The sequence below is a fragment of the Streptococcus suis genome (assembly GCF_024509555.1).
Classification (GTDB): Bacteria; Bacillota; Bacilli; order Lactobacillales; family Streptococcaceae; genus Streptococcus; species Streptococcus suis_AD.
On record NZ_JAMWEL010000010.1, the window covers coordinates 68,439 to 81,356 of the forward strand.

Consider the following 12,918-nt stretch of genomic DNA (forward strand, 5'->3'; position numbering starts at 1 on the left):
TTTCTCTACTTGATTCTCATCAAAAAAGTAGAGTGTTTGAACAAATTACTTCTTAATTTCTTCCATGATGTAGGCTTCGATGGTATCATCTACACGGATGTCGTTGTAGTTTTCAATCATCAAACCACCTTCTTGGGCATTACCGACTTCTTTCACATCGTCCTTGTAACGTTTCAAGCTGCCCAATTTACCGTCGAAGATAACAACACCGTCACGGATAACACGAACACTTGAGTCACGGGTAACCTTACCACGTACGACCATGAAACCACCGATTGTGCCGACTTTAGAAACTTTAAAGGTTTCACGAATGATTGCCTCACCAATGATTTTTTCTTCGTATTCAGGATCCAACATCCCTTTCATGGCATCTTCCATCTCTTCAATCACCTTGTAGATGATGCTGTGAAGACGTACTTCGACATCATCCGCTTCCGCTTGGTTACGAGCTTCGGCAGTTGGACGAACGTTGAAACCAATGACGAGGGCATTTGATGCTTCTGCAAGGGTGATGTCTGATTCGTTGATGGCACCTACTGCAGAGTGGACAATATTGACACGCACGCCTTCCACTTCGATTTTCTGAAGAGAAGTTGCGAGAGCCTCAACGGAACCTTGTACGTCAGCCTTGATGATCACATTAACAGACTTAACTTCACCTGCTTTAAGGGTGTCAAATAGGTTTTCAAGGCTAACTCGTTGCGTTGCTTGACGCTGTTTAAGAAGGGCACGTTTGGCACGCTCTTCACCAGCTGCACGCGCAGATTTTTCATCTTCATAGACAGCGAAATGATCACCAGCCATTGGTGTTTCGTTGAGACCTGTAATAGATACTGGTGTAGATGGTCCAGCCACCTTGACACGACGACCAAGATCGTTGGTCATGGCACGAACACGGCCAAAGGTATTTCCGACAACGATTGGGTCTTGAACATTCAAGGTACCTTGTTGAACGAGAAGGGTCGCAACCGCACCTTTTCCTTTGTCCAAATGCGCTTCGATAACCGTACCAATAGCACGTACAGTTGGGTCTGCCTTGAGTTCTTGGATTTCAGCTACAAGTAGAACCGTTTCCAACAAATCATCAATGTTTTGGTTGAATTTAGCAGAAATTTCTACGAACTCAGACTCACCGCCCCAGGCAGTTGAGATAACACCGTGTTCAGCCAATTCACCGATAACACGCTCTGGGTTTGCACCTGGCTTGTCAATCTTGTTGATAGCTACAATGATTGGAACGTTGGCAGCTTTAGAGTGGTTGATAGCCTCAATGGTCTGTGGCATGACACCGTCATCAGCTGCAACGACTAGAATTGTCAAGTCTGTGACTGATGCACCACGAGCACGCATAGATGTAAAGGCCGCGTGTCCAGGCGTATCCAAGAAAGTAATTTTCTTGCCATTTTCTTCGATTTGGTAGGCACCAATATGCTGAGTGATACCACCCGCTTCGCCTGTTGCAACACGAGAGTTACGAAGGGTATCCAAAAGCGTTGTCTTACCGTGGTCAACGTGTCCCATGATGGTCACAACTGGTGGACGCTCAACCATTTCTTCTTCATTGAGGTAGCCTTCTTCTACGAAGAAACGCTCAATATCTGCATTATCCACTTCAACCTTTTCCTTGGCTTCAATACCATAATCCACCATGAGGAGTTCGATAGTATCTCCATCCAGAGATTGGTTTTGAGTTGCCATAACACCCATGAGGAAGAGTTTCTTGACGATTTCGGCAGGTTCACGTTTGATCCGTTTTGCAATTTCTGCAACGGTCATGCCAGCTGTGTATTCAAATTCTGTCGGCAATTCGTGGAACTTGCGCTCTGTGACAGGCTTGACAGGTTGGTTGTTCTTGCCTTTTTTATTTTTCTTGTTGTTATTCCAGTTACTATTCTTTTGATTTCTCACTTGATTTTGACTATTTCGATTTCTTTGTTGTTTCCGTGGACCATCTTCTTCGTCACTATTGAAGTCACGTTTCTTGTCTGGTCGAGCTTGTTTCTTACGACGAGTATCTACAGCACTTTCTGCAACTGTTTCAGGTACCGATACAATCGGGGTTGGTTTGACAAATGGCTTGCTTTCGAACACCGGTTCTTCGAACTTGATTTCCTTTGGTTTTTTCGGTTGCTTTTTAGCCTCCTGAGCCTGACGGAAACGTTCTTCGCTGGTACGAGCATACTCTGCATTTTGCTCTGCTTTTAGGGCAGCTGCACGCGCTTTGAAGTCAATCTTAGGAGCTGCTGGTTTTGCAACCTCTTTTTGCTCAAAACGTGCTGATTGAGCAGGTCGATTGTCTTGACGACGGCTGTCACGATTGTCGCGACGGTCGCCAAAACGATTATCCTTGCGTTTGTCTCCACCTTGTTCACGTCGGTTGTCGCGACGATCATTGCGGTCGTTATTTGGGCGACTTTGACCTTGTTGACGGTTGTCACGACGGTCTTGGTTTTGTTTGCCTTGACCACCTTTACCTTGTGCTCGCTTAGCTGCTTGTTCCTTAGCACGCGCTTCCCGTTCTGCCTTAAAGTTACGACTCTGAGGGCGGTGTGGTGCTGCTGGAGCAGTCGCCTTTGGTTCTTCCTTGGTTACTGGAGCAGGTGCTTCTTGCTTTACTACTGGAGCCTTGCTTTCGGCTGGTTTCTCAACGGACTGAACCTTCTCTGCAGGTTGTGGAGTTTCTGCTTTCTTAGCAAAGCTATCCGCCAAACGTTTGGCACTTGCTTCATCCACGCTCGAAGCATGGCTTTTGACTTCAAAACCCAATTCTTGAGCCTTAGCAACAACTTCCTTGCTGCTTACGCCTAATTCTCGGGCAATTTCATTCAATCTCTTTTTAGACAATGCCTTGTCCTCCTGTTCTATTCCATAATAGACCTCATCTTCTTTGTAAATCCAGCGTCTGTCACTGCAAGAACTTTTCTAGCCTTGCCGACGGCTGCACTCAATTCCAGTGTTGAAAACACTGTTACAACTTCTACTTGATAGGTATGACTTTTATCTGTAACTTTTTTACTTAAATTTCCAGCAGCATCATTAGCTAAATAAACCAATTTCGCCTGCCCTTTTTGAATAGCTTCAACAACCAGATCCTCACCTGAAACCAAGCGACCTGCTCGTTGGGCTAATCCCAATAAATTTAAGATTTTCTGTTTCTTATTCCAGTCCAAGCTCTCTCCTCTTGACCTTGTGATCAACATAGGCAATCAATTCATCGTAGAACTCTTCAGCCACTTCCATGCTAAATGAACGATCAAAGACACGACGTTTCTTAGCTTGGCTTGCCTCATCATTGTCAAGCTTGATGTAAGCTCCACGACCATTTGCCTTGCCTGTTGGATCGATAAATACTTGACCTTCTTTATTTTTTACAATACGGAGCAAATCCCGTTTGTCGATGATTTCACCGGACACCACAGACTTGCGCAAGGGTATTTTTCTAGCTTTTGCCATGGTTGCTCCTTTTGTTCTATTCTTGTTCTTCTGTAAATTCTTCCGCGACTTCTTCTACAAGCTCTTCTGCCGCATATTGAGCAGCCTCAATTGCTTCATATTCTGATGCAGACTTGATGTCGATACGGAATCCGGTCAAATGAGCTGCTAAACGAACGTTCTGACCACGACGACCGATTGCCAAGGACAATTTATCATCTGGCACAACAACAGTAGCATGCTTGCCATCTTCTGTATCAAACAATACTTGGTCAACTTCTGCAGGAGCGAGAGCATTGTAGATAAATTCTGCTTCATCTGCTACCCACTCGATGACATCAATATTTTCCTCAGTCGGAATCATGCGGTCATTCTTAGCATCGTAACGAGCTGGGTGGAATTTGCTGGTGATTTTCTTGATATTTGAACCACCACGACCAACGATTGTACCGATAGCATCTACGTTTGGATTATGGCTACGAACAGCCACTTTCGTACGGTCTCCAGCTTCACGGGCCACACTCATGATTTCAACAGTTCCATCATATACTTCAGGAATTTCCTGTTCCATGAGGCGTTTGATCATCTCTGGATGGCTACGGCTGACAAATACGTTCACCCCACGGCCGTTATCTTCTACCTTGTAAACATAGACCTCGATACGGTCATGTGATTGAAAAACCTCACCAGGAATTTGATCCTGTTTGGACAGCTGAGCTTCAATGGTGCCAAGATTGACATAGATGAAACGATTGTCAAAACGCTCAACCGTACCTGACATAATCTCATTTTCATGTTGCTTGTAGGTATTGAAGGTAATGGCACGCTTTTGCTTGCGCATTTTTTCCATGATGGTCTGCTTAGCTGATTGAGCAGCTACGCGACCAAATTCTGCAGGATCTTCTTGGAATTTGATTTTATCACCCATTTCATACGCAGTTGAGATGGCCAAGGCATCCTTGAGGCTGATTTCCAACCGGCTATCAAAGACCTCATCCACTACTTCACGGACAGTATATACGTGGAAATCAGCCTTCTTCTCATCAAACTCGATAACTGCTGACTCAGCTTGTCCATAGCGACGCTTATAAGCAGAACGAAGTGATTCTGTTACTGCATCAATAATATCCGCCTTGTTAATACCCATGTCTTCCTCTAAAATACGGAAGGCTTCTAGCATTTCTCTACTCATTTTGATTTCCTTTTGATGTCAAAAGGTCCTTTCTTACACTTAAATTTTAACGGCCAAACGTGCCTTAGCTACTGTTGAATATGGAATGGTCACTTCTTTTTTACGTGTCTTGTCCATGTACTCCATGACCAAGTCTGTACCATCAAAAGATAGAAGAGTTCCTTCAAAAACCTTGACTTTGTCAATAGCCTGATAGAGCTTGACATGGATGTATTTCCCAACAGCCTGGGTAACTGCATCTGCTGTCTTCAAGGGACGTTCTAGACCTGGACTGGTCACTTCAAGCATATACTGCTCTGGGAAAGGATCCGGCTGAATGGTATCCAAAAGCGGACTAATGACTTCTGATAAATCTGCCGTATCTTGAAGGGAAATCCCTCCTTCCTTATCAATAAAAATAGACAGGACATAGTCACCACCCATTTTGCCATATTCCACATCTACCAATTCATAGGGAGACTGGATAGCTGGTGCAATGGTAGCCGTGACTAAATCAACAATTGATGACATAGGCACCTCCTTTTACAATTCTAACCTGTCACAATCTGCATACAGGGAAAGGGTTGACTGACGTCAACCCCCTTTTCTCTTTATTTCTACCCTGTATTCTATCATAATTTCGAACACCTGTAAAGGAAAACGATAAGGATAGAAATTGTAAGCGTTATCCATTTTTAATCTTGTCTTCTAAAACTTGAAATTGGGGAATCATTCATTTATACTATCCTTGGAGGTGCATCATGAAAAAAGAAAGTATATTATTCACACTTTGTCTAGTGTTTCTCACCATTACCCTCGCTGTCTTTCTCTTTGTTGATAGCCACTTAACATATGGTTTAGAGTTTCTGAAACCAGTAGCCTATTTACTCGTAGGCTCAGCCATTACCGCCTGCATCATTTATCTGATTCATTTTACAAAAAAATAAGGAGTCCATTTGGATTCCTTATTTGCTTTTCTTATCAAAATCGTGCTTCCACACGATAGATGACCTGACCCTTGTTTGAGAATTTCTCCTCATACTCCGTCATGACATTTCCTTCAAGACCATCTGCATGTAAGTCTAACCAAACCTGCTTCAAGACCATACCGTATTGGGAAAAGCTAGCCAGACTGTATTCGAATAAACCACGGTTATCCGTCTTAAAATGAATTTCTCCATTTTCAGGCAAGATTTCCTTATAGGTATCCAAGAAAGACTTATAAGTCAAACGGCGTTTTTCATGACGTTTCTTTGGCCATGGATCAGAAAAATTTAGATAGAGCTGATCAATCTCCGCAGGTGCAAAATAATTTGTCAAACTTGACCCGTCAACCTGCAAGAGTTTAATGTTCGGTAGACCTGCTTCAAGCACTCTGTCCAAGGCATAGCTCAAGACCGTCATTTGAATATCAATACCGATGTAGTTAATATCCGGATTTTGTGCTGCCATGCCTGTCACAAAACGCCCTTTACCTGACCCAACCTCGATATGAATGGGGTTATTATTTCCAAAAATTTCTGCCCATTTTCCCTTACATTCCTCCGGATTGGAGATAACATACTGGGGATTATTTGCTAGGAGCTCACTGGCTCCCTTTCGATTTCTAACTCTCATACTTCCCTATAAAAATTCTGGCGGAATTGACGCAAAGCGTAAATTTCTTTGTTAGCTGCCATGGTATTGTAACTCTCTACGTGCTTAGCAATTTGATTAAGGTAGGCAAGTTGTCCATACCAAAATACTTTATTTAATACTGTTCGATTATACTTGTAGCCATAAGCACGAAGCCATTCCTCCCATCCTTGACGAGGAATGTAGTGGGTCAAGATATAGGCAACATCAACCATCCGATCAGCTACACAAGCCGTTTCCCAATCCGTCAAATAAACTAGACCTGATGTCGTTTCTACCCAGTTACTATGGTGTAAATCCCCATGAACAAAGGTCGCGACTTCCTGTCGGAAATTAGGCAAATTCCGTAACAAATCTTGACAAACGGACTGCAAATACGAATTTTGAACCAAACGAGCTGGAGCATCCTTTTGCCAACGATAGACCAAATCTTGGGGCTCCATATAAGTATAATTCATTTGCAAGGCTTGATTCAGCAGAATTCGTGAATAATGCATACGTACCAAAATCTGTCGAACCTGCTTGCTAGTCATATCTTGTCGATCCAAAGTACGACCACTTAACCACTCTTGTTCTACACGGTGGCCCATTCCCACTTCCCGATTCGCAGACAAAACAGGTGGTGTGATTTGCTCACGAGCTAGTGCAGAAACGATAGGAGGCATCTCATACTTCACAAAGACTTGCGTTCCGTCTGACCGTAGGCCCTTAAACGCTTTGCCACTATTTCCTGCAATAGACTGTAACTGTAGCCCACTAGTATCAAACTGCATGCCTTACCTCCTTTAAAAATTCCTTACTATTTTACTAATTTTCAGCTATTTAGTCAATCAATTTTTTCAATTTTATTGGCAAATAAACTTCATGAAGGAAAAGACATACAATTGGCAGAGCTGCAACCATGATTTTATCTTTGACAAATAGCAGAGCGACCAGCATTTCCACTATCAAAAGTCCATACAAAATAACCCGAAGCAAATGCTGAAAATCTTTCATCTTCCTTTTTTTATCCAAAGGATAAAGCTGGGTCAAATACTGATAATCAAAGTGCTTATAGAGCGCCAACAGCTGAAATAGGAGCAAATAATGAAATACTAAAACCAGACCAAGAGAGAGCCACGCCTCTTCAATTGCAATCACGGACAAGAGAGACAAAAAGATGAGACGCAAAGTCAAGCCCCAATAATCGCCTGCCCGAAAAAACGCTCGTAAATAAAGATGGAACCAAGTCTGGCGAGATTGAACAAGACTTAATATCCTGTTCAGGTACTTTCTAGGCTTGACACTCGTGCTAATCCCCTTAACTGTAGTAAAGAGGGCAAAGAAGCGCAGAATAGATTGCTTTCTTTTTTGCTCATCCTGAATGGCTTTTGACCAATCTAGCACACCCTGGCGCTGATAGCTAGCCTGTTGATGTTTTACTAAAAAATATTTGGCGAACAATAACACCAATATATAGACGACCACCATCCAAGTTGCTAATCCAAGCTTGAGGTATATTGGTAAGAAAAGCAACTGCACTAAGACCTGCAAAACAGACCAAAGCACGAATGAACGACGGCTTGCTGCTACCAATTCTTCTAAAACTTCCTTTTCTCTAGTCAACAAGAAAATCTGATCAGCTTCCTCCAAATAAGTCGCTATTCTACCGGAACATAAAACTAAGAAGCTAATTGCGAGAAGAATCAAGATAATCGGCATGCGATTTTCTGGAAAGGAAACTAGTAACTGGCGATACTGCAAACTCAAGAATCCCAAAAATACCATCAGAACCAAGACAAAATGATCATTCAATACATAACGCATGTACTTGGAACAACGTTCTAGAAAATCATGTCTGCGTTTTTGAAACAAAACTTTCATCCGGCCGCTCCTTCTTGGGTCAAGGCCAGATAAATATCATTCAGACTAGCGCCTTCCATGCCAAATTGAGCCTGCAAATCCGCCAAATTCCCTGTTGCTCTCACCTGTCCTTGATGTAAAATCACAAAGGAATCGCACATTTTTTCAGCAGAATCCAAGACGTGAGTGGACATAAGGATAGAAGTGCCTTTAGCCTTTTCCTCCTCCAAAAGAGCGATCAAATCCGCAATAGCAACTGGATCCAAGCCCAAAAAAGGTTCATCAACGATTAGCAAACTTGGCTCCACCATAAAGGCACAGATAATCATAACTTTTTGTTTCATACCCTTAGAAAAATTAACAGGATACCAGTCTAACTTCTCATTCAAACGAAAGATTTTCAACAATTTTTCCGTTCTTCCCCATGTTTCTTCCCAAGATAATCCGTAGGCCATAGCAACGATTTCCAAGTGTTCCTTGAGAGTTAATTCTTCATATAAGCTAGGTGTTTCGGGTATAAAACCAATCTTCTTCCGATAAATTTCAGGGGCCTGAGCCAGCCCTTGTCCATCAATCAAAATTTGCCCCTGATAAGGCGTCAATAGACCAATGATTTCCTTGATAGTAGTTGATTTCCCTGCACCATTTAAACCAATTAAGCCGACGAGTTCTCCGTCTTTAACGGAAAAAGACACATCTTTCAAAACAGGGATATTAACATAACCCCCTGTGACATTTTTTACTTCTAACATACATTTATTCCTATAATTTGATATAATTATTATAACAAAAATCCGAGAAAGAGGGCGTATTATGTCAGATTGTATTTTTTGTAAAATTGTAGCTGGAGAAATTCCAGCCTCTAAGGTCTATGAAGACGACCACGTTCTAGCCTTTTTAGATATTACTCAAGTCACAAAGGGGCATACCCTAGTTATCCCTAAAAAACATTTTCGAAATGTCTTAGATATGGACGCAGAGGTAGCTGGACAAGTTTTTGCCGCTATTCCATCAATTGCCCGTCAATTGACAGAAAAATTGGGCGCTAGCGGTTTAAATATTGTCAATAATAACGAAGAAGCTGCTGGACAGACCGTCTTCCACACCCATATCCACCTCTTGCCACGCTTTGACCAGAATGATGGGCTGGATATTCAATTTAAGGTCAACGAACCTGATTTTCCTGCCCTAACCAATTTGGCTCAAGACCTCTACTTAGGAGAATAAGATGAAACTTCGTAATCTACTATTGGCCCTATCCGCTGCTAGCGCTACCTACCTAGCCATCTCAAACCGAGAAAAAATCGCTAAAGAAGTCAAGGCTACCAAGCAATTAGTGACAGATATAGAAACAAGTAAAACCAATATCCAAGACCAACTTGCCATCATCCATAGCTTCCAAAAACCGCTACAAGAAATGGTCGAAGATCTCCAATACAAGGCCCGCGTTTATCAGCAAAGCATCGCAGGAAATCTGGATGAGATACAAAAAATTCAACAGAAATACACCAATGAGGAAAAATCATGACCACCCGTCAAACGAGTGGTTTGAACAAGGGCTATAAGCCCACATCACCAGCCAGCGCCTAAAGACGCTGGCTTTCACTTTGTTCAAGCCTCACTGCTTTTGACTCGTCACTAACCTCTTAAAGAGGCATTCGTACTACTTGCCATTATCCCTAAAGGGATCTTCATGCTCTTTTACACTCAAGAATCAAGTGCTATATCATGTTTAGCTCGCTTTCTAGATTTTAAGCTCGTGAAGAAATCATCCACTGGATAATTTCTTTATTCTTGTATATATTTCTTAATTGTGGCTTCATTTAGTCCAACTTACACTCTTCAACAATTCCCCAAATTGTTGAAGCTCTCTGCCCACAAATGACGATTGCCAAATTTATAGAGAGATTGGCGTGTTTGTCAAACATCCTAAGAGCACTCTTGACTTTTAAATAGCCCATAAAACTTGATACACTTAACCTTGGAGGAATACTGACTAACATGTGAACATGGTCTAGCATCAGATGACCTTCGATAATTTCAACACCTTTATAACTACACAATCGTCGAAATATCTCTCCAAGACTACTTCGATATTGATTATAGATAATTTTTCGTCTATACTTAGGAGTGAAGACAATGTGGTAGAACACAGCCACTTTGTATGTGATAAACTATGTGCCTTTTGCGCCCCTCAACTCTTAAATTTTTAGGTTTCGGCAAAAATCATCCACTGGATAATTTTTCTCCTCCTTTCGCTTTACAATAGGCTTGAACACCTTTAGTGTATCGCGTTTGGAGTTTTTTGGTATAACCTTCGTCGCGCACCCGCATAGTGGGTGGTTTATTTGTCATGCACCTTACGGAGTGTGACGGACTAAAAGTCATATAATGAAAATGAGATTGGAATTCCAACCTCATTTTTATTTGTTATTGATCATTCGTTTCAGTTTGCGTACTAGTTCCCACTTCTGTGTCTATAGAACTTTCTTGATTATCACTAATCTGTGTATTACTTGTACTACTTGTATTATTTGTACCATTTGTATCACTTGCAGATGTGCCAGTAATAGCTTCCATATCAATCGCTTCAACCCCTGGACTTGCCTCAAGTTCCAACTGACCTGTAAATGCATTGTATACACTTATCGGGCTAGGCCAACCCATTTGCATTTCGTAAACCTTGACATTCGTAGACAAGTCTGTCCCCTCTGGTAGCCCAATTGATTTTTTCAAAACATTTTGCATATCTAACAAATGCTGTGCAGGTGGCAACTGATAATAAAGCTCATTTACTATCTCATCAAGACCTCGTAGCTGATAAGAATTCAACTTCCCAATTGAATCTCTGTATCCCAACAATGTCGGAATCGTAGATGCACTGATTTCAATATCTGTCCTCATATTGTTAGAAATGGCATTGATAATCTTTTTGTATTGGGTAAAACCATCCAGTTGTAGAAGTTTCTTCACAATAGCTGTAATAACTTCACGTTGACGACGTTGACGACCAATATCTCCTTCCGGATCATCATAACGCATCCGTGCATAAACCAAAGCCTGATCACCATTGACTAAATGTCTACCCGGAGGTACAACTGATGTATAGGCCGGCTCCTGAGCTTCTATGGATATAGGGAAACCTAAGGTATTATTGACCTCAATTCCACCGACCGCGTCCACTAGCTCCACCAAGCCATCCATATTGATCTCGATATAACGTTCTATATCAATATCCATCATTTTTTCAATGGTCGCAATGGCCATCGGAGCTTGACCATAACTATAAGAATGGTTAAGTTTTTCAATAGAACCCGTCGAATCGCCATTAGCTTCTGCAATTTCTACCATGATATCACGAGTCAGACTCATCATAGTCGTTTCTTTGGTCTGAGGATTGACCGTCACCAAAATCATGGAATCACTTCGGCCACCTTCCCAATCTCCTCCACGAGTTGCCTGGTCCATATCCACACCCATCAAAAGAATAGTTAATGGCTCCGTGGGATCTAAAGGACTAATCTCATCACTATCACCCAGTTGTCTAAAAGTCTTAGAAATAGCATCCGTAGAAAAGTTTAACAAACTAGCACCATAAATAAAACCTGCTCCAATCGTTAAACCTATAATGGCCAATAACATTAAGAATATCTTTTTTCCAATTGTCATACGTCACCAATTAGCTTGCCCATATAATAGAGATCAAGCCACTCTCCTTTATCTGTTCTTGCTCCTCTTACTTGAGTCCCTTCAATAGTAAAACCTAACTTCTGATATAAATGAACTGCTGCTTGATTGCGGGCCTGAACGGTCAATTCTAGGCGTTTCAAGATATCCATTTCTTCTGCCCAATGTATCACTTCATCTAGTAAAATAGTCCCAATACCATAACCCCAATACGCTTTTTTAACCGCAATGAAAATATTTCCGATATGGCTGATACGAAACTGCTTAGAGGACTTAACTGAAATGGCACCGATAACTTCTTCTCCCGCTTTTGCAAGCAAACACAACTCCCCAGGATTTTCAATACCAGCATCAAAGATTCTTGCCATCTCTTCAGGACTAAATCGAAATCCCGTTTCATCCATGACCAGATAATCCGTTTCTCTAGCCACTTGGTTCATAAAATCAATAAAGGCCACCGCATCAGCTGGCTCAGCCTCACTAAAATATATTTCTTTCTCAGCCATTCTGAATATCCTCAGCCAATACTTGACTTTTAGCCCCATGAGCCTCAAAAGTCAGACGACGACCATCATCTTCCTTCTCGATACGAATGAGTAAATAGTCATCCAAGAGGCTAGCATCCAACAATTCGCCCCATTCGATAACAGTCACACCACCCCCATAGAGAAAATCATCTAAATCAATAGATTCCGGATCGTCACCAATCCGATAGACATCCAAGTGATAGAGAGGCATTCGACCTTCATACTCACGGACAATGGTATAAGTCGGACTTTTAATCATCTGGTCAATATCCAAACCCTTAGCCAAACCCTTGGTCAAAGTGGTCTTGCCTGCACCTAAATCTCCCGACAGGACTAGCACTTGATTGGCCTTACAAGCCCTACCAATTCGCTCGCCAATGGCAATCAATTCATTTTCATTTTGACTATACATACTTGTTATTATACCATAGCCATTCGGCTTTGTCATAGGTCTACTGGAAATTGTAGACAAATCGACAGAAAAAAATCGCAAGCCTTGAACAGCTCCCTGTCAAGTGGACAATGAAATAATAAAAGATTAGGCGACGGCCTTGTTCCTCATTTCAAGAGGGGCAAGGCCGTTGTTGCGTTCTTGAAAACGTTGGTGATTGTAAAAATGGATGT

The 12,918-nt window shown here is 41.9% G+C and carries 14 protein-coding genes and 3 pseudogenes; 3 read left to right on the forward strand and 14 right to left on the reverse strand.

Going from position 1 to position 12,918, the window contains the following annotated elements; all coding sequences use genetic code 11:
• Positions 1–45: 45 nt before the first annotated feature.
• From infB to rimP, 6 genes and pseudogenes are all read right to left on the reverse strand, one after another.
• Positions 46–2,397, reverse strand: a pseudogene (infB, locus tag NF418_RS05880) (translation initiation factor IF-2); the annotation flags it as partial.
• 354 nt (positions 2,398–2,751) lie between these two features.
• A pseudogene (locus tag NF418_RS10770) lies at positions 2,752–2,844 on the reverse strand (translation initiation factor IF-2 N-terminal domain-containing protein); the annotation flags it as partial.
• A gap of 17 nt (positions 2,845–2,861) precedes the next feature.
• Positions 2,862–3,170 carry a YlxQ-related RNA-binding protein gene (locus NF418_RS05885; RefSeq protein ID WP_238594771.1) on the reverse strand — a complete coding sequence of 103 codons (309 nt, stop codon included), beginning with the start codon at positions 3,168–3,170 and terminating at the stop codon, positions 2,862–2,864.
• Positions 3,157–3,453 carry an RNase P modulator RnpM gene (gene rnpM / locus NF418_RS05890; RefSeq protein ID WP_029177377.1) on the reverse strand — a complete coding sequence of 99 codons (297 nt, stop codon included), beginning with the start codon at positions 3,451–3,453 and terminating at the stop codon, positions 3,157–3,159. The genes NF418_RS05885 and rnpM overlap by 14 nt, the downstream gene beginning before the upstream one ends.
• Before the next feature lie 16 nt (positions 3,454–3,469).
• Entirely contained in the window at positions 3,470–4,624 is a 1,155-nt protein-coding gene (gene nusA, locus NF418_RS05895; protein ID WP_256778818.1) for a transcription termination factor NusA, read from the reverse strand.
• Between the two features lie 39 nt (positions 4,625–4,663).
• Entirely contained in the window at positions 4,664–5,134 is a 471-nt protein-coding gene (gene rimP, locus NF418_RS05900; protein ID WP_256778819.1) for a ribosome maturation factor RimP, read from the reverse strand.
• Positions 5,135–5,364: 230 nt separating this feature from the next.
• On the opposite strand from rimP, the gene NF418_RS05905 reads away from it, so the two are divergent.
• On the forward strand, positions 5,365–5,550 hold the full coding sequence (locus tag NF418_RS05905) for a hypothetical protein (RefSeq protein ID WP_256778820.1): 186 nt from the start codon (positions 5,365–5,367) through the stop codon (positions 5,548–5,550).
• A gap of 34 nt (positions 5,551–5,584) precedes the next feature.
• On the opposite strand, the gene trmB is transcribed toward NF418_RS05905, so the two are convergent.
• Genes trmB through NF418_RS05925 form a run of 4 tightly spaced genes read right to left on the reverse strand, consistent with a single transcriptional unit; the run spans position 5,585 to position 8,832 of the window.
• Positions 5,585–6,220 carry a tRNA (guanosine(46)-N7)-methyltransferase TrmB gene (trmB, locus tag NF418_RS05910; protein ID WP_105109340.1) on the reverse strand — a complete coding sequence of 212 codons (636 nt, stop codon included), beginning with the start codon at positions 6,218–6,220 and terminating at the stop codon, positions 5,585–5,587.
• Positions 6,217–7,011, reverse strand: a complete 795-nt coding sequence (ccrZ, locus tag NF418_RS05915) for a cell cycle regulator CcrZ (protein ID WP_256778821.1) — start codon at positions 7,009–7,011, stop codon at positions 6,217–6,219. Before ccrZ ends, trmB begins: the two co-directional genes overlap by 4 nt.
• Before the next feature lie 49 nt (positions 7,012–7,060).
• Entirely contained in the window at positions 7,061–8,101 is a 1,041-nt protein-coding gene (locus NF418_RS05920) for an ABC transporter permease (protein ID WP_256778822.1), read from the reverse strand.
• Positions 8,098–8,832, reverse strand: coding sequence for an ABC transporter ATP-binding protein (locus tag NF418_RS05925; RefSeq protein ID WP_256778823.1), 735 nt, complete (start codon positions 8,830–8,832; stop codon positions 8,098–8,100). The genes NF418_RS05920 and NF418_RS05925 overlap by 4 nt, the downstream gene beginning before the upstream one ends.
• Before the next feature lie 61 nt (positions 8,833–8,893).
• On the opposite strand from NF418_RS05925, the gene NF418_RS05930 reads away from it, so the two are divergent.
• A complete protein-coding gene (locus NF418_RS05930; protein WP_256778824.1) occupies positions 8,894–9,307 on the forward strand; it encodes an HIT family protein in 414 nt (137 codons plus the stop codon).
• Between the two features lies 1 nt (position 9,308).
• Positions 9,309–9,608, forward strand: a complete 300-nt coding sequence (locus tag NF418_RS05935; protein WP_172054004.1) for a chemotaxis protein — start codon at positions 9,309–9,311, stop codon at positions 9,606–9,608.
• A gap of 135 nt (positions 9,609–9,743) precedes the next feature.
• Here the strand turns inward: NF418_RS05935 and tnpA are convergent.
• The 4 genes and pseudogenes from tnpA to tsaE all read right to left on the reverse strand — a co-directional run bounded on the left by tnpA (position 9,744) and on the right by tsaE (position 12,706).
• Positions 9,744–10,235, reverse strand: a pseudogene (tnpA, locus tag NF418_RS10685) (IS200/IS605 family transposase).
• A 275-nt stretch (positions 10,236–10,510) separates the two neighbouring features.
• Complete coding sequence (locus NF418_RS05945) at positions 10,511–11,749, reverse strand: LCP family protein (protein ID WP_256778825.1); 1,239 nt, start codon at positions 11,747–11,749, stop codon at positions 10,511–10,513.
• Positions 11,746–12,273 (reverse strand): GNAT family N-acetyltransferase, encoded by a 528-nt coding sequence (locus NF418_RS05950; RefSeq protein ID WP_256778826.1) that lies wholly within the window; start codon positions 12,271–12,273, stop codon positions 11,746–11,748. The genes NF418_RS05945 and NF418_RS05950 overlap by 4 nt, the downstream gene beginning before the upstream one ends.
• Positions 12,266–12,706 carry a tRNA (adenosine(37)-N6)-threonylcarbamoyltransferase complex ATPase subunit type 1 TsaE gene (gene tsaE / locus NF418_RS05955; protein ID WP_306172680.1) on the reverse strand — a complete coding sequence of 147 codons (441 nt, stop codon included), beginning with the start codon at positions 12,704–12,706 and terminating at the stop codon, positions 12,266–12,268. Before tsaE ends, NF418_RS05950 begins: the two co-directional genes overlap by 8 nt.
• Between the last annotated feature and the right edge of the window lie 212 nt (positions 12,707–12,918).